Source organism: Jiangella endophytica, from assembly GCF_003427025.1.
Taxonomy (GTDB): domain Bacteria; phylum Actinomycetota; class Actinomycetes; order Jiangellales; family Jiangellaceae; genus Jiangella; species Jiangella endophytica.
Map to the genome: position 1 here is coordinate 95023 of NZ_QVAI01000003.1, position 15866 is coordinate 110888.

The 15866-nt window shown below is 71.7% G+C and carries 16 protein-coding genes; 11 read left to right on the forward strand and 5 right to left on the reverse strand.

The window, feature by feature from the left end; translation table 11 throughout:
• Positions 1–78: 78 nt before the first annotated feature.
• The 4 genes from DZA62_RS07440 to DZA62_RS07450 all read right to left on the reverse strand — a co-directional run bounded on the left by DZA62_RS07440 (position 79) and on the right by DZA62_RS07450 (position 3065).
• Entirely contained in the window at positions 79–1371 is a 1293-nt protein-coding gene (locus DZA62_RS07440) for a pyridoxal phosphate-dependent aminotransferase (protein WP_116948593.1), read from the reverse strand.
• 157 nt (positions 1372–1528) lie between these two features.
• On the reverse strand, positions 1529–1801 hold the full coding sequence (locus DZA62_RS07445) for a hypothetical protein (RefSeq protein WP_116948594.1): 273 nt from the start codon (positions 1799–1801) through the stop codon (positions 1529–1531).
• A 5-nt stretch (positions 1802–1806) separates the two neighbouring features.
• The gene (locus DZA62_RS35560; RefSeq protein WP_157987533.1) at positions 1807–2034 is read right to left on the reverse strand and encodes a hypothetical protein; all 228 of its coding nucleotides are present in this window, start codon (positions 2032–2034) and stop codon (positions 1807–1809) included.
• On the reverse strand, positions 2031–3065 hold the full coding sequence (locus DZA62_RS07450; protein ID WP_116948247.1) for a peptidoglycan DD-metalloendopeptidase family protein: 1035 nt from the start codon (positions 3063–3065) through the stop codon (positions 2031–2033). Before DZA62_RS07450 ends, DZA62_RS35560 begins: the two co-directional genes overlap by 4 nt.
• Positions 3066–3335: 270 nt before the next feature.
• Here DZA62_RS07450 and DZA62_RS07455 point away from each other — a divergent pair, with 270 nt between their 5' ends.
• The 5 genes from DZA62_RS07455 to DZA62_RS07475 are packed head-to-tail and all read left to right on the forward strand — an operon-like array spanning position 3336 to position 8671.
• Positions 3336–4913, forward strand: coding sequence for an ABC transporter substrate-binding protein (locus DZA62_RS07455; RefSeq protein WP_116948248.1), 1578 nt, complete (start codon positions 3336–3338; stop codon positions 4911–4913).
• Positions 4910–5863, forward strand: coding sequence for an ABC transporter permease (locus DZA62_RS07460; protein ID WP_116948249.1), 954 nt, complete (start codon positions 4910–4912; stop codon positions 5861–5863). The genes DZA62_RS07455 and DZA62_RS07460 overlap by 4 nt, the downstream gene beginning before the upstream one ends.
• Positions 5860–6723: an ABC transporter permease gene (locus tag DZA62_RS07465; RefSeq protein WP_116948250.1), complete on the forward strand. Its 864-nt coding sequence runs from the start codon at positions 5860–5862 to the stop codon at positions 6721–6723. Before DZA62_RS07460 ends, DZA62_RS07465 begins: the two co-directional genes overlap by 4 nt.
• Positions 6720–7718, forward strand: coding sequence for an ABC transporter ATP-binding protein (locus DZA62_RS07470; protein ID WP_116948251.1), 999 nt, complete (start codon positions 6720–6722; stop codon positions 7716–7718). Before DZA62_RS07465 ends, DZA62_RS07470 begins: the two co-directional genes overlap by 4 nt.
• Complete coding sequence (locus DZA62_RS07475) at positions 7715–8671, forward strand: ABC transporter ATP-binding protein (RefSeq protein WP_116948252.1); 957 nt, start codon at positions 7715–7717, stop codon at positions 8669–8671. The genes DZA62_RS07470 and DZA62_RS07475 overlap by 4 nt, the downstream gene beginning before the upstream one ends.
• Here the strand turns inward: DZA62_RS07475 and DZA62_RS07480 are convergent.
• Positions 8658–9275 (reverse strand): hypothetical protein, encoded by a 618-nt coding sequence (locus DZA62_RS07480; RefSeq protein WP_116948253.1) that lies wholly within the window; start codon positions 9273–9275, stop codon positions 8658–8660. The genes DZA62_RS07475 and DZA62_RS07480 overlap by 14 nt on opposite strands.
• Before the next feature lie 870 nt (positions 9276–10145).
• Here DZA62_RS07480 and rpsB point away from each other — a divergent pair.
• From rpsB to rlmN, 6 genes are all read left to right on the forward strand, one after another.
• Positions 10146–11150 carry a 30S ribosomal protein S2 gene (rpsB, locus tag DZA62_RS07485; RefSeq protein ID WP_116948254.1) on the forward strand — a complete coding sequence of 335 codons (1005 nt, stop codon included), beginning with the start codon at positions 10146–10148 and terminating at the stop codon, positions 11148–11150.
• Positions 11151–11231: 81 nt separating this feature from the next.
• Entirely contained in the window at positions 11232–12056 is an 825-nt protein-coding gene (tsf, locus tag DZA62_RS07490; RefSeq protein WP_116948255.1) for a translation elongation factor Ts, read from the forward strand.
• Between the two features lie 52 nt (positions 12057–12108).
• Positions 12109–12912, forward strand: a complete 804-nt coding sequence (gene pyrH, locus DZA62_RS07495; protein ID WP_269813855.1) for a UMP kinase — start codon at positions 12109–12111, stop codon at positions 12910–12912.
• Between the two features lie 63 nt (positions 12913–12975).
• Positions 12976–13533: a ribosome recycling factor gene (gene frr / locus DZA62_RS07500; protein WP_116948595.1), complete on the forward strand. Its 558-nt coding sequence runs from the start codon at positions 12976–12978 to the stop codon at positions 13531–13533.
• Positions 13534–13559: 26 nt separating this feature from the next.
• Positions 13560–14405 carry a phosphatidate cytidylyltransferase gene (locus DZA62_RS07505; RefSeq protein WP_116948257.1) on the forward strand — a complete coding sequence of 282 codons (846 nt, stop codon included), beginning with the start codon at positions 13560–13562 and terminating at the stop codon, positions 14403–14405.
• Positions 14406–14632: 227 nt separating this feature from the next.
• Positions 14633–15754 carry a 23S rRNA (adenine(2503)-C(2))-methyltransferase RlmN gene (gene rlmN / locus DZA62_RS07510; RefSeq protein ID WP_116948596.1) on the forward strand — a complete coding sequence of 374 codons (1122 nt, stop codon included), beginning with the start codon at positions 14633–14635 and terminating at the stop codon, positions 15752–15754.
• The last annotated feature ends 112 nt before the right edge of the window (positions 15755–15866 follow it).

The following is a 15866-nucleotide window of genomic DNA, read 5'->3' on the forward strand; positions in this document are numbered from 1 at the left end:
AGCGTCTCGGATCGTACGAGGCGCAGGCCGGAGCCAACGGCCTGTTGCCGCGTGCGCTGAAGGGGCGATCCGTCAGCGTCAGCAGGCCAAGCGGCGGGCCTCGACCGGATCGGCGTGGCGGGCGAGGTCGGTGAAGATCTCGTCGAGCCGGTCGAGGTGCGCCCGGATCCACGGCAGCCGCGTCGGATCGTCGGCGGCGAGGGCGGCGTAGCGCTGCACGTCGGTGTCGCCGTACAGGAGGCTCGTCGCCAGGCGCAGCCGCAGGGCGTCGTGGCCGCCTTCGAAGTCGGCCGCGGGCAGACCGCCGAGGCCGTACACGTCCAGCAGGTGCGCCGCCAGCTGACGACCGGTGGTGATGCCGTGCTCGCGTTCGAGGTAGCCGCTCCAGCCGCCGAAGTCCGGATAGAGGTAGAACCCGGCCCGCGGCGTCGGGAGAGCGGCGCCGGCGCGCTGCAGGCGATCGGCAAGAGCCCTGACCACGGCGCCGTGCAGGCGGCGGCTGCGCTCGATCCGCTCGGTCAGCTCCTCCGGCTCGCCGAACGCGTACGCGGCGGCGTACTGGACCGGTGCCGCCGGGCTGGACCACATCTCGCTGGCCACGCCCAGCACGTCGGTCAGCAGCGAGCGGCCGAGTGGGCTGTCCGGCAGCCGCATGACGCCGAGTCGCCAGCCGCAGAGAGCCAGGCTCTTGGAGAGGCTGGTCGTGACGATCGTCCGTTCCGGCGCGAACTCGGCCGGGCTGTGCACGAACGTGGTGGGGTCGTGGACGAGGTCGCGGTAGATCTCGTTCGAGACGATGGCGAGGTCCAGTTCGCGGGCCACGTGAGCGATCTGCTCGACGCTGCTGCGCGACGCGACGTCGCCGGTCGGGTTGTCCGGCGTCGTGACGACGACGCTGCGGACGGTTCGGCCGGCCGCCCGCGCCGCGAGGACCGCGTCGGCGACGAGGTCGGGTCGTGGCACGCCGCCCTGGCCCGGCACCGTCGGCACGTGGATCGGCCGGTGGCCGGTCAGTCGCGACTGCGCCCGGTAGCTCACCCAGCCCGGCGACGGCGCGACGATGTCGCCGCCGAGCGCGAGCAGGAGCCCGTACAGCAGCGGCTTGCTGCCCGGTCCGGCGACGACGAGTTCCGGGTCGCTGGGCAGCCCGCGGCGCGCCCAGTAGCCGGCCGCCGCCTCACGCAGCTCGGCCGTACCCGCAACCGGCCCGTATGCGTTCCGGCTGCTCCCGATGGCCAGCGCCTCGCGCAGCGCCGGGTGCACCGGCAGTCCCGCCTCACCGAATCCGAGCGGCAGGACCGGCAGGCCATGGCGCCGCTTCTCCGCCAGGGCTTCGTTGAGGGCCAGGGTCGGGGGCACAGGGACGGACATGGCGGACGTCAGCTCCGGACGCGACAGTTCGGGGGACACGGACATGCCCCGCGAAGATCAATGGATCACTCCAGAGTGCCCAGTAGTGATCTGCAGCACAACCGATTCCGCTCGATGCGTCCCAACGTGACGACGCCGAAACGCCGCCGACACCTCCTCAAACGGTGATGAGCTTGCTGTAGCGCTGCCGGGCGGCCTCACCAGACGTGCCCAAGTACGACCCGATCAGCCACCACGGCTGTCCGGACCTCCGCGCCTCGCTCACGGCCTCGACGATGTCGCGATCGGCCTTGGCGCGTGCCTGGACCGCTCGGTAGATGGCAGCCAGCGGCCGGGCGTCCTTGAAGTTGCGCGGATCGGGCTCGCGCTCCTCGATACGGCGCGCGAGTTCGTCGGCATGGTCCAGTGCTTCCTGGAGGGACATGGGCATGGGCATCACCGCAAATGCTTGGGTCGGGCAGCCATCGCGTGAATGATCAATGGTCCACTGGTGGTTCGGAGAATGGCCAGTTCCAGCAGTCGAGCCGAGCGATCGGGCCCGATCAGCAGGACGATCTGCTCGTCCTGCTCGCTGGTGCTGATGACACAGCGGTAGGCGTGAAGCATGTCGGCATCGGCGACCCCGTGTTTGCGGGCGCTGGATGCGATGTAGGGGTCTGTCAACGACGGTACCCTTCGCGGGTTGCCTTCGCAAGATAACTTGTCGCGGTCGAGGGTCTGGGCAGCCATGGAACCGGGTCGGCGACCCTGCCGGCGGCGTAGAGCATGAAGTGCAGGTGGCAGCCGGTCGAGAGGCCCGTGGATCCGGCCCGTCCGATCACCTGGCCCGCCCGGACCGACCGGCCGGCCGTCGCCGAGAACGCCGACAGGTGGCTGTAGGACGTGGTGAGCGGGGCGCCGCGGATCCGGCCGTGGTCGATGCTGAGCTGGAGCCCGTACGCCCCGCGGTCGCCGGCGTCGGTGACGCGGCCGGCGGCGGCTGCTCGGATCGGCGCACCGCAGGCAGCCGCGAGGTCGGTGCCGTCGTGCAGCTTGTGTTCACCGGTGATCGGATGGACCCGCATGCCGTAGGGCGACGTGATCCGCGGCGTGGCGACGGGCCATGCGAGACCGCCTGACGCGGGCGGCTTCGACGGCGGTGGGGGTGGGGCGCCGGTGAGGGTCCGTGGGCCCAATGGAAGCAGGCGCACCGGTCCATCGCCGACGAGTGCGAGTGGGTCGGTGTAGCGCTCGCCCTCGCGCGCGCCCCAGTGGAGACAGGTCGCCGGCGCGCAGTGGCTCCCGGTGGACTCCAGTGTGCCGATGGGCCGGCCGGCGCCGACCTCGTCGCCGACGGAGACGGATGGAGCGACCGGCTCGTAGGTCGTGCGCAGTGATCCGTGGTCGATGACGACGACTCCGCGGCCGGCGAGCAGCGCCGCGTAGGTGACGGTGCCGGTGCCGGCGGCGCGGACCTCCGTGCCCGCGGTCGCGGCCAGGTCGACGCCGCGGTGGCCGGCTGACCAGAGTTGCTCGGGTGGATCGAACCCGTTGACGACGTCCACCGGCCCGCCGGGTGGGCCGACGGGGTAGACCCAGCCGTCGGGTGCGAGAGCCGCTCCGGCAAGGGGTGCGCTGGCGAGGGTCGAGGGAGGCGCGACCGGGGCTCCGTGGAGGAGGCCGATCAGGAGGAGGGCGGCGAGAAGAGGGCTCATGTCTGCGAGCCAACGCGCCGGATCGAGGCGGGTCAGCGGGGCGGAGCCGATTTGGGGACAAGCCGGCGAAGTGCCCGGGCCTGTGGACAAGCCAGCGAAACCGACACGCCGGGCGATCCGCTCACAGGTGCATCACGAAGTCGCAACGAAGGAGGGGCCGCGCGGGGCTCGACTGGACGACCCCACCCCCCGGGCCGGAAGGGTCGAGGGTGAGACGGGTGTGACGAAGAGCGACGTGAATGATGCGAGCAGACGGGTATGGGTGCTGATATGAATCGTGGAAAGGTCCGTGGTCATGCGGTCGCTCTCGCGGCGATCGCGCTGGTCAGCGCGGGATGTGGTGGCGGGGACGACGTCGATCTGGACGATCCGCAGGGCTCCGGCGGCGGCCAGGGCGGTGACGATCAAGGCGACGGCCAAAGCGGCGACGGGGGCACCCTCGTCGCCGCGATCTCGGCGCAGCCGGACCAGTTCGACCCGCACAAGACTCAGGCCTACGCCAGCTTCCAGGTGCTCGAGAACGTCTACGACACCCTCGTCGTCCCGGACGCGGAGGGGGAGTTCCAGCCCAGCCTCGCGACCGAGTGGACCACCAGCGACGACGGCCTCACCTGGACGTTCACCCTCCGCGAGGGCGTCACGTTCCACGACGGCAGCGCGTTCGACTCCGCCGACGTCGTCTACTCGTACAACCGCATCATCGACGAGCAGCTGGCGAACGCCTACCGGTTCGCCAGCGTGGCGAGCGTCGAGGCGACCGATCCGCAGACGGTGACGATCACGCTCACCGAACCCACGCCCGCGCTGCTGGACAACATCGGCGGCTTCAAGGGCATGTCGATCATCCCCGAGGGCGCCGCCGAAGCCACCGACCTGGCGACCACGGCCGTCGGCACCGGCCCGTTCACCCTCGAGGACGCCGGCGCCAACGGCGTCACGCTGGCCCGCTACGACGACTACTGGGGCGACCCGGCCCTCGTCGACGGCGTCGAGTTCCAGTACGTCAGCGAACCGGCCGCGGCGCTGACGGCGCTGCGCTCCGGCGACGTGCACTGGACGGACAACGTCCCGCCGCAGGACATCGAGGGCCTGCGGGACGACGAGCAGGTCGAGCTGGGCGTCACCCCGAGCGTCGACTACTGGTACCTCGCGATGAACCAGACGAAGCCGCCGTTCGACAACCGCGACTTCCGCCGCGGCGTCGCGTTCGGCATCGACCGCGACGAGGTGACGGAGGCGGCCCGCTTCGGCGCGGCGACGACGAACCAGACGGCGATCCCGGAGCAGAGCCGCTGGTTCCACGAGTACGCCCCGTTCGAGCACGACCCCGATCAGGCCACCCAGCTCATCGAACAGACGGCGGCCCAGAGCCCCCAGCCCATGGCCCTCATGGTCACCGACGAGTACCCGGAGACCGTCCAGGCGGCGCAGGTCATCCAGGCGCAGCTGGCCGAGGTCGGCGTCGAGATCGGCATCGAGCAGGAGGCGTTCGCCACCTGGCTGGACCGCCAGGCCGCCGGCGACTACGACGCGTTCCTGCTCGGCTGGCTGGGCAACCTGGACCCGTTCGGCTTCTATCACGCGCAGCACGTCTGCGAGGGCACGTCGAACTTCCAGGGTTACTGCAACCCCGAGGTCGACTCGCTGCTGCAGAGCGCGGCGGGCGAGACCGACCAGGACGCCCGCAAGGCGCTGTACGACCAGGCGGCGGAGCTGATCGTCGACGACGTCAGCTACCTGTACCTGTACAACCCCGACGTCGTGCAGGCGTGGGCGCCGGGCATCGAGGGCTACGAGATCCGCGCGGACAAGGCGATCAACTTCGAGACCGTGAGGCTGCCGGAGTGACACGGTACGCGCTGCGACGGCTGGCGCAGTCGGTCGCGGTGCTGCTCGGCGTCAGCGTGCTGGTCTTCGCGATCATGCAGCTGGTGCCGGGCGACCCGATCCGCGCCGCGCTCGGCCAGCAGGCCGACCCGGAGACGTACCAGGCGCTGCGCGACCGCGCCGGCCTGGACGACCCGGTGCCGGTGCAGTTCGTCACCTGGATCGGCAACGCGGCCGTCGGCGACTTCGGGGTCAGCTTCCGCAGCGGCGAGACGGTGCTGTCGCTGATCCTGGAGCGCGTCCCCGCGACGCTGAGTCTCGCCGTCGCCGCGATCATCGTGGCGCTGCTGATCGCCATCCCGCTGGGTACCCTGTCCGCGCTCAACCCGCGCAAGCCGGTCGACTGGTTCGCCAGCCTGTCCAGCCAGGCGGGGCTGAGTGTCCCGGACTTCTGGCTGGGCATCATGCTGATCCTGGTGTTCGCCGGGACGCTGGGCTGGCTGCCGTCGGCCGGCTACGTCCCGCTGACGGAGGACCCGGTCGAGTGGGCCCGGCACCTCATCCTCCCGGCGATCACGGCGGGCGTGTCCAGCGGTGCGATCCTCACCCGGTTCGTCCGCTCGTCGGTCCTGGAGTCGCTCGGCCAGGACCACGTGCGGACCGCCCGGGCGAAGGGCATGCGCGCCCGCGACGTGCTGACGTGGCACGTGCTGCGCAACGCGCTGGTTCCGCTGGTGACGGTGGGCGGCGTGCAGCTGGCCTACCTGCTGTCCGGCGTGGTCGTCGTCGAGTACGTGTTCGCCTGGCCGGGGCTCGGGCAGCTGGCGTTCCAGGCGGTCGAGTCGCGCGACTACCCGGTGCTGCAGGGCGCCGTACTGCTGTTCGCCGTCATCTTCCTGCTGGTCAACCTGGTGGTGGACCTCGCATACGCGCGGCTGGATCCGCGCATCACCTACAGGAGCGCACGATGAGGGCCGGTGAGACGCTGCGGCTGCTGTTCCGCGGCCCGACGGCGATCGTGGCGGCGGCCGTGCTGCTCGTCCTGATCGTGACGGCGTTCCTCGGTGAGCAGCTCGCCCCCCACGACGCGACCGGCACCGACGTCTCCAACCGCCTGCAGGCGCCGAGCGCGGACCACTGGTTCGGCACGGACGAACTGGGCCGCGACGTGCTGTCGCGGGTGATCCTGGGCGCGGAGGTCTCGCTGCGCGTCGGTGCCGTCGCCGTCGGGATCTCGCTGGTCGCCGGCGTGCTGATCGGCCTGCTGGCGGGCTACTACGGCCGCTGGGTCGACGACGTGCTCATGCGGCTGTCGGACGTGCTGTTCGCATTCCCGGCGATGCTCATGGCGATCGCCGTCCTGGCGATCCTCGGCCCCGGCTCGACCAACGCGATGATCGCGATCGGCATCGTCTACACCCCGATCTTCGCCCGCATCACGCGGGCCAGCGTGCTCAGCGTCCGCGAGGAGGTCTACGTGAAGGCGGCCCGCTCGGCCGGCGCCGGCGACCTGCGCATCATCGGCCGGCACGTGCTGCCGAACGTGACCGCGCCGATCATCGTCCAGACGTCGATCAGCCTGGCGTTCGCGATCCTCTCCGAGGCGGCGCTGAGCTTCGTCGGCCTCGGCACGCAGCCGCCGGACCCGTCGTGGGGCCGGATGCTCGCCGAGGGTCGCGGCTTCGTCGAACAGGCCTGGTGGATGGCGGTCTTCCCGGGCCTCGCGATCTTCGTGACGGTGCTCGCGTTCAACGTGCTCGGCGACGCGCTGCGCGACGTGCTCGACCCGCGGCAACGCCAGGCGATGGCCGGAACGGGGGTGACGGCATGAGTGCGCTGCTCACCGTCGACGACCTGCACGTCGCCTTCCGCACCCGCCGCCGCCCGGCCCGCGTCGTCAACGGGCTCTCGTTCGAGCTGCACCCGGGCCGCACGCTCGCCGTCGTCGGCGAGTCCGGCTCGGGCAAGAGCGTCAGCTCGCTCGCGCTGCTCGGCCTGCTGCCCGGCACCGCCGACGTCCGCGGCAGCGCGACCTTCGACGGCGCCGAGCTGATCGGCCGCTCCGAGGAGGAGCTGCGACGGATCCGCGGTGCCGGCATCGGCGTGGTCTTCCAGGACCCGATGACCTCGCTCAACCCCGTGCTGACCATCGAGCGGCAGATCGGCGAGGCGCTGCGGGCGCACGAGAAGGTGTCCGACGACGGCGTCCGTTCTCGCGCCGCGGAGCTGCTCACCGAGGTCGGCATCCCCGACGCGGCCGGCCGCCTGCGCGCATACCCGCACCAGCTGTCCGGCGGCATGCGCCAGCGGGTGATGATCGCGATCGCGCTGGCCGGCAACCCGAAGGTGCTGATCGCCGACGAGGCCACGACGGCGCTCGACGTCACCGTCCAGGCGCAGATCCTGGAGCTGATCGAGCGGCTGCAGGACGAGCACGGCATGGGCGTCGTGTGGATCACCCACGACCTCGGCGTCGTCGCCGGCATCGCCGACCACGTCGTCGTCATGTACGCCGGGCGGTGCGTCGAGGAGGGCGCCGTCGGCGAGCTCTTCGGCCGGCCCGCGCACCCGTACACGCGAGGTCTGCTCGGGGCGCTGCCGGTGGTCGACGACCCGCGGCCGGCGCGCGAACGCGACGAGTTGGTGACGATGCCGGGCCTGCCGCCGGATCCGGCCGCTCTGCCGCCCGGTTGTGCGTTCCACCCGCGCTGCCCGGTCCGCGCCGACGCTCGCTGCGCGACCGAGCCGCCGCAGCTGGCCCCGGTGCCGGGCAGCGCCGCCGAGCACCGAGCGGCCACGTTCTACGCGGAGGAGGTGGCGCGATGAGCGACGTGCTGGTGCGGGCGTCCGGGCTGCAGGTGCGGTTCGGCCCGGTGCGCGCCGTCGACGGCGTCGATCTCGAGGTCCGCCGCGGCGAGACACTGGGGCTGGTGGGCGAGTCCGGGTGTGGCAAGTCGACGCTCGGGAACGCACTGCTGCGGCTGGTCGAGCCGACGGACGGGCTGGTGGAGTTCGACGGCCTGGATGTGACGGCGGCCGGACGGCGCGAGCTGCGGGCGCTGCGCCGGCGTACGGCGATGATCTTCCAGGACCCGTACGCGTCGCTGGATCCGCGGCGCACCGTCGCCGAGTCGATCGGCGAGCCGCTGGCCATCCACGGCCTGCACAAGGGGCGAGCGGCGCGGCGGGCCCGCGTCGGCGAGCTGATGGAGGTCGTCGGGCTGAACCCGGACCACGGCGCCCGGTACCCGCACGAGTTCTCCGGCGGGCAGCGGCAGCGGGTCGGCATCGCGCGGGCGCTGGCGGGCGAGCCAGAGTTCGTCGTGTGCGACGAGCCGATCGCCTCGCTCGACGTGTCCGTGCAGGCGCAGGTGGTGAATCTGCTGGTCCGGCTGCAGCGCGAGTTCGGGCTCACCTACCTGTTCGTCTCGCACGACCTCGCGGCCGTGCGGCAGGTGGCCGACCGTGTCGCCGTCATGTACCTGGGCCGGGTCGTCGAGCTCGGCGCCGGGACGTCGGTGTCCGGCACGCCGGCGCACCCCTACACGGAGGCGCTGGTGTCGGCCGTCCCGGTGCCGGACCCGACCCGGGAGCGGACGCGGCAGCGGATCGTGCTGAGCGGCGACGTGCCCAGCCCGGCCGATCCGCCGTCGGGCTGCCGGTTCCGGACCCGCTGCCCGAAGGCGTTCGAGGCGTGCCCGGACCACGACCCCGTGCTGCAGCCGACCGGGCCGGAGCAGGCCGCGGCCTGCCACCTGCACGGCGTCACGGACCGGTGACGGGCTCCGGCTCGACGGAGTGAGCGGCGGCGTCGCCTCCGGTCGCGGCCGCGCGGGCCGCCGTGCGCCGCCACCACAGCAGTCCGGCGACGGCGCCGACGAGCACCAGCGCCCCGACCGCGACCAGCAGCGGCAGCGCCGACGACGTCCCGTCGCCGGCCGTGAAGTCCCATGGCTGCGTCGCGGTGTCGGCGGTGAACAGCGTCTGCGCCGACGACCCCTCCGTCGACACCACGGTCCGGTAGCTCTCGTTGATGTCCGTCAGCGCCGACACCGTCAGCTCCACCTCGGTGACCGGCCCGGCGCACTCGTACACCAGCCGAGCGCCCTCGCCCAGCGGGTCGACGGCGTCGACCCGGCCCGCGCAGGCCGCCCCGTCCTGGCCGACCGTCAGGCGCTCGAGCAGGTAGTCGGCGACGCCGGGGGAGCGGGCCAGCAGCTCGGCCCCGGTCAGAGTGTCCGCGCCGGGCACGTCGAACGCGCCGACGTGCTCGCCCAGCGACACCCAGTCGTCCTCGGCCGCGACCCACTGCAGCGTGACCTGCTCGCCGTCGGTGCTGAGCGTGGCGACCAGGGGCGGGCCGAACGGGTGGGCGGGGAGCACGCCCGACAGCCAAGCGCACGACCGTGAACCCGCGGTGAACGCCGAGCAGTCAGCCGGGGGTCAGTTCGCCGATCCGCCGCACGATCGCTGCCGTCGACGCGCGCCATGGTGATCACGAGACGGCTCACGACGTGCCTTCTGACGACACCCACTGCTCGTGAACACGGGTTCACACACCACATCATGAGGCGTTCTCCCGCTCCACCAGGCATGCATGCCTCGTGCAGCGGGAGAACGCCTCATGATGTGAGCGATGGTTGATGATCATCGCCGGGTGCCGTCCCCTGGAGTGGTGGATTTCGCGGTCGCCGGGCGTCGCCGTGTCGACAGTGGCGTTGTGCGGATCGGGGCGATGGCGCACGTGGGTTGGTCGCGGTTGCGGCTGAGAAAACGTGCGGCAGGGGGACGGCGAACGGCACGAACCCGGCACACGAGCGCACCAGCCAACCGAGCCGCCCAGCCAACCAGCGGGTCGAGCCGACACCGCAGCCCGTCGGCGCGATCGACCGCACCCGCGCCGACGCGAAGTCCGCCGAGGGCGGCGTCGGATCGCCGGCAGCGTGGCGACCGGCACGGTGGGCGCGGCATCGGGGGCATGAGCAAGCACCGGCGGCCCGATCCGCTGGTCATTGGAGGCGGAGGGCCGCCGTCCCGTACACTGGTGAGCGGCCCAGTTTCCCTGGGTCAAATTCGCGTGCCCTGAGCACGGTCTTCGTCGTCGGTCCTGACGTCTGCGCGAGAAGAAGCGGACGGCGGGTGGCGGTAGGCCGGTGGGCACCAGGCGCGGCGGCCGACCACCGTCGCGATGAACCGGAACGAGCGTGCCGGAGTGCGAGTCATCGCGCCGGCGCGAGAGGAGGGGACGAGGCCATGGCCGTCGTCACCATGCGCCAGCTGCTCGAGAGCGGCGTGCACTTCGGGCACCAGACCCGCCGCTGGAACCCGAAGATGAAGCGCTTCATCTTCACCGAGCGCAACGGCATCTACATCATCGACCTGCAGCAGTCGCTGTCCTACATCGACCGCGCCTACGAGTTCGTCAAGGAGACCGTCGCCCACGGTGGCACGGTGCTCTTCGTCGGCACGAAGAAGCAGGCCCAGGAGGCCGTGCGCGAGCAGGCCACCCGCGTCAACATGCCCTTCGTCACCGAGCGGTGGCTGGGCGGCATGCTGACGAACTTCCAGACCGTCAACAAGCGGCTGCAGCGGCTCAAGGAGCTCGAGGAGCTCGACTTCGACGACGTCGCCGGCTCCGGTCTGACGAAGAAGGAGCTTCTCATGCGCAAGCGTGAGAAGGACAAGCTCGAGCGCACCCTCGGCGGCGTGCGCAACATGGCCAAGGTGCCCAGCGCGGTGTGGATCGTCGACACCAAGAAGGAGCACCTCGCCGTCGACGAGGCGCGCAAGCTCGGCATCCCGATCGTGGCCATCCTCGACACCAACTGCGACCCCGACGAGGTCGACTACCCGATCCCGGGCAACGACGACGCCATCCGCGCGGTCAGCCTGCTGACCCGCGTCGTCGCCGACTCCGTCGCCGACGGCCTGCTGGGCCGGTCCGGGCAGCGTGGCGAGGCCCCCGAGGGCGCCGAGCTGGCCTCCGACGAGCCGCTGGCCGAGTGGGAGAAGGAGCTGCTGCAGTCGCAGCCCGAGGCGCCCGCTGCCGCCGAGGCTCCGGCCACCGAGGTCGCTGCTGCCGAGGCCGAGGCTCCGGCCGCCGAGGCCGCGCCGGCTCCCGAGGCCGCCGAGGCCGCGCCGGCTCCTGAGACCGCGCCGGCCCCGGAGGCCGAGACGGCCCCCGAGGCCGAGACGGCCCTCGAGGCTGAGGCGCCGGCCGAGGCTCCGGCCGAGGAGCCGGCCGCTCAGCAGGCCTGACGATCATCCCCGGCCCGGGCGGACCTCCGCCCGGGCCAACCCCAGACCACGCCAGCGAACGATGAAGAGAGAAGTGTGAGGATGCCGAACGTCACTGCGGCCGACGTCAAGCGGCTGCGCGATGCCACCGGTGCGGGCATGATGGACGCGAAGAAGGCGCTGGAGGAGACCGGCGGCGACTTCGACCAGGCCATCGAGACGCTGCGCATCAAGGGTGCGGCCAAGGCCGCCAAGCGCAGCGCCGAGCGCACCACGGCCAACGGCCTGGTCGCGGCCAACGGCCCGGCCATGATCGTCCTGGCCTGCGAGACCGACTTCGTCGCGAAGAACGAGGACTTCCAGAAGCTCGCGGCCGACATCGTCGCCGCCGCGGCCGAGGCCAAGCCGGCCGACGTCGACGCGCTGCTGGGCGCCCCGCTGGCCGACGGCCGCAAGGTCGGCGAGGCCGTCGACGCCGCCGCCGCGGTCATGGGCGAGAAGCTCGAGATCGGCGGCGTGGCCGTCGTCGAGGGCGAGTTCGCCACCTACCTGCACAAGCGCGCCGCCGACCTGCCGCCGCAGGTGGGTTCGTTCGTCGTGTACACCTCCAACGGCTCCGAGGGCGCCCAGCAGGCCGCCCGCGACGCCGCCATGCAGGTCGTCGCGCTGAAGGCCACCTACGCCACCCGCGACGAGGTCCCCACGGACGTCGTCGAGAACGAGCGTCGCATCGCCGAGGCCACCGCCCGCGAGGAGGGCAAGCCCGAGCAGGCGCTGCCGAAGATCATCGAGGGCCGGGTCAACGGCTTCTTCAAGGAGACCGTGCTGGTCGACCAGCCGTCGGTGAAGGAGTCGAAGAAGTCGGTCGGCGCGGTGCTGGCCGACGCCGGCGTCACGGTCCAGCGGATCGTGCGCCTCGAGGCCTGACGGCCCGGCGATCCCAGGACACGCCCATCTCGACGCACAGGAGGCCGGCACCGTGACGGAGACAGACGGAACCGCACCGGTGCCGGCCTCGGGCGCCCCCGAGGCCGGGCAACCGGCCGCGCCGCGCCCCACCCGGGTGCTGCTGAAGCTGTCCGGCGAGGTCTTCGGCGGCGGCGCCGTCGGCGTCGACCCCGAGGTGGTCAAGGGCATCGCCGGCCAGATCGCCGAGGTCGTCGTCAAGGACGGCGTCCAGGTCGCCGTGGTCGTCGGCGGCGGCAACTTCTTCCGCGGCGCCGAGCTGCAGCATCACGGCATGGACCGCGCCCGCGGCGACTACATGGGCATGCTGGGCACCGTCATGAACTGCCTGGCGCTGCAGGACTTCCTCGAGCACCTCGACGTCGACACCCGAGTGCAGACGGCCATCACCATGGGCCAGGTCGCGGAGCCGTACATCCCGCGCCGCGCCGCCCGGCACCTGGAGAAGGGCCGCGTCGTCATCTTCGGCGCCGGCGCCGGAATGCCGTATTTCACCACCGACACGGTCGCCGCGCAGCGGGCCTTGGAGATCGGCTGTGATCGGCTTCTGATGGGCAAGAACGGCGTCGACGGCGTCTACGAGGCCGACCCCCGCAAGGACCCCACGGCCCGCAAGTACAGCAGCATCACCTACGCCGACGTCCTGCGGCAGCGGCTCAACGTCGCCGACCCCGCCGCCTTCAGCCTGTGCATGGACAACCAGCTGCCGATCGTGGTGTTCGGGCTCGGCGAGCCGAACGGCATCGCGCGCGCCATCCGCGGCGAGCGGATCGGTACCTTGGTCGCGTCGAACATCGAGACGGTCGTCGAGGGCTGAACGCACGGCAGCGCCCGGGCGGTCCTCTAGGATCGTCGCCACACAGCAAGCGAAGGAGTAGTGGTGATCGACGAGACCCTCCTCGAGGCCGAGGAGAAGATGGAGAAGGCCGTATCGGTCGGCAAGGAGGACTTCGCCTCCATCCGCACCGGCCGGGCCCATCCGTCGCTGTTCAACAAGATCGTGGTCGACTACTACGGTGCGCCGACCCCGGTCAACCAGCTCGCGTCGTTCCACGTCGCCGACGCCCGCATGATCACCGTGCAGCCCTACGACAAGGGCTCGCTCGGGGCCATCGAGCGGGCCATCCGCGACTCCGACCTCGGCGTCAACCCCACCAACGACGGCAACCTCCTGCGCGTCGTGCTGCCCGTGCTCACCGAGGAGCGGCGCCGCGAGTACATCAAGCTGGCCCGTGAGAAGGCCGAGGGCGCCAAGGTGTCCATCCGCAGCGTGCGCCGCCACGCCAAGGAGACGCTCGACAAGCTGGCCCGCGACGGCGAGGTCGGCGAGGACGACGCCGTGCGCGCCGAGAAGCAGCTGGAGACGGTGACGAAGACCTACGTCGAGCAGATCGACGACCTGCTCAAGCACAAGGAAGCCGAGCTCCTCGAGGTCTGAGGGTGCCGGCGAGTACACACGTGGTGATGACGGACGGAGCGCCGGGCAGCAGGTCACGCCGGCACGGGCGGGCCGGTCGCGACCTGCGGGCCGCGACGCTGGTCGGGCTCGGCCTGGGCGCGGTCGTGCTCAGTACGCTGTTCCTGCTGGAACAGGCGTTCGCCGGGTTCGTCGTCATCGTCATGGTCGTCGCGGTCTGGGAGCTGGCGACGGCGCTGGGCGGGCGGGCGATCCAGGTCCCGGTGGTCCCGGTGGTGCTGGGCACCGTGCTCATGCTGGTCGGCGCCTACCTCGGCGGCGGCTCGCCGCTGCTGGTGGGCCTCGGTCTCACGGTGGCCGCGGTCTGTGCCTGGCGCCTGGGCGACCCCCGCCCGGGCTACCTGCGCGACGTGTCGGCGGGCATCTTCACCACCGTCTACGTGCCGTTCCTCGCCGGGTTCGCCATGCTCATGCTGCGGCCCGACGACGGCGCCTGGTGGGTGTTCGCGCTGCTCGTCGTCGTGGTGGCGTCCGACACCGGCGGCCTGCTGGCCGGCGTGCTGGCCGGACGACATCCCATGGCGCCGAGCGTCAGCCCGAAGAAGTCGTGGGAGGGGTTCGGCGGCTCGCTGATCCTCGGCATCGGCGTGGCCGTCCCGGTGGCGGTGTACGCGTTCGACGCGCCCTGGTGGACCGGCGTCGTGCTCGGCGTCACCGGCGTCGTCGGCGCCACGCTGGGCGATCTGGGGGAGTCGCTGATCAAGCGTGACCTCGGCATCAAGGACATGAGTCAGCTGCTGCCCGGCCACGGCGGCCTGATGGATCGCCTCGACTCCCTGCTGCCGACGGCGCCGCTGGTGTGGCTGGTGCTCGAGTACGTCGTCACGGCCTGACGGCAAGGGCTTCGCAGTACTCGACGCGGGGCGGATCGCCCGGCCGGCGCACGTTCGGCGCGTCTCCAGGGCGGTTCGACCTCGTCCCGGTGCCTCGCCTGTTCCGCGGGCCGCACCAGCCGGATCCCGAGCCGGGCTGATCGGCCGGTGACCGCACCGGCCGATCGGCCGACCCCGACCTCGACATACGTCATCACGGCACCGAACGTGGGACAATGGTCGCCATCATGCCCAGACCCGGTGAGCTCACGCTCGTTCCCGCCCGGCGTGGCAAGCCGCCCCGCCATCTCGCCGACCTCGATGTCGATGCTCGCCGCCAGGCGGTCGCCGAGCTCGGTGAGCAGCCCTTCCGGGCCGATCAGCTCTCCCGGCATTACTTCGCCCGCCACGTCAACGATCCCGCGCAGATGACGGACGTCCCTGCGGCCGTGCGCGACACGCTGGCGGCGACCATGCTGCCGACGCTGACCACCGCGGTGCGCCACCTCGAGACCGACGGCGGCACCACCCGCAAGACGCTGTGGCGGCTGTTCGACGGCGCGCTGGTCGAGAGCGTGCTCATGCGCTACACCGGCGACCGGCCGCGCGTCACGCTGTGCGTGTCGAGCCAGGCCGGCTGCGGCATGAACTGCCCGTTCTGCGCCACCGGGCAGCAGGGCCTGACGCGGAACATGTCGGCGGCCGAGATCATCGAACAGGTCGTGGCGGCGGAACGCATGCTGGCCGACGGCGAGATCGCCGGGGGAACCGGACGGGTCACCAACGTCGTCTTCATGGGCATGGGCGAGCCGCTGGCCAACTACAAGGCCGTCGTCACCGCCGTGCGCCGCATGACCGACCCCGCGCCGTCAGGGCTGGGCATCGGCCGGCGCGGCGTCACGGTGTCCACCGTCGGGCTGGTGCCGGCCATCGACAAGCTGGCCGCCGAGAACCTCGGCGTGCGGCTGGCGCTGTCGCTGCACGCGCCCGACGACGAACTGCGCGACGAGCTGGTGCCGGTGAACACTCGCTGGAAGGTCGGCGAGGCGCTCGACTCCGCCCGGGCCTACTTCGAGAAGACCGGGCGCCGGGTGTCCATCGAATACGCGTTGATCCGCGAGATCAACGATCACGCGTGGCGCGGTGACCTGCTCGGGAAGCTGCTCAACGAGCGTGGCCGCGGCTGGGTGCACGTCAACCCGATCCCGCTGAACCCGACGCCGGGTTCGAAGTGGACCGCGTCGCGCCCGGAGCACGAGGCGGCGTTCGTCGCCGCGCTGCAGGAACGGGGTGTTCCGGTGACCATCCGGGACACCCGCGGAAGCGACATCGACGGGGCATGTGGTCAGTTGGCTACCGTTGGTGATTAGTATGCATTGCGCTTTGCTCGGCCGGTCTCGGGGGATATCGGCTTCTCGTGCAGTGAGCTGGCTGGACTCACTGCACGAGGAATCGCCCGAAGCCGGCCGTTCTGTGTTCGGG

Bases quoted from the DNA above. Each gene is read 5' to 3' on its own strand.
- DZA62_RS07440 (WP_116948593.1), bottom strand. From the start codon at position 1,371: ATGTCCGTCCCTGTGCCCCCGACCCTGGCCCTCAACGAAGCCCTGGCG.
- DZA62_RS07445 (WP_116948594.1), bottom strand. From the start codon at position 1,801: ATGCCCATGTCCCTCCAGGAAGCACTGGACCATGCCGACGAACTCGCG.
- DZA62_RS07450 (WP_116948247.1), bottom strand. From the start codon at position 3,065: ATGAGCCCTCTTCTCGCCGCCCTCCTCCTGATCGGCCTCCTCCACGGA.
- DZA62_RS07455 (WP_116948248.1), top strand. From the start codon at position 3,336: ATGAATCGTGGAAAGGTCCGTGGTCATGCGGTCGCTCTCGCGGCGATC.
- DZA62_RS07465 (WP_116948250.1), top strand. From the start codon at position 5,860: ATGAGGGCCGGTGAGACGCTGCGGCTGCTGTTCCGCGGCCCGACGGCG.
- DZA62_RS07470 (WP_116948251.1), top strand. From the start codon at position 6,720: ATGAGTGCGCTGCTCACCGTCGACGACCTGCACGTCGCCTTCCGCACC.
- DZA62_RS07475 (WP_116948252.1), top strand. From the start codon at position 7,715: ATGAGCGACGTGCTGGTGCGGGCGTCCGGGCTGCAGGTGCGGTTCGGC.
- rpsB (WP_116948254.1), top strand. From the start codon at position 10,146: ATGGCCGTCGTCACCATGCGCCAGCTGCTCGAGAGCGGCGTGCACTTC.
- tsf (WP_116948255.1), top strand. From the start codon at position 11,232: ATGCCGAACGTCACTGCGGCCGACGTCAAGCGGCTGCGCGATGCCACC.
- DZA62_RS07505 (WP_116948257.1), top strand. From the start codon at position 13,560: ATGACGGACGGAGCGCCGGGCAGCAGGTCACGCCGGCACGGGCGGGCC.
- rlmN (WP_116948596.1), top strand. From the start codon at position 14,633: ATGCCCAGACCCGGTGAGCTCACGCTCGTTCCCGCCCGGCGTGGCAAG.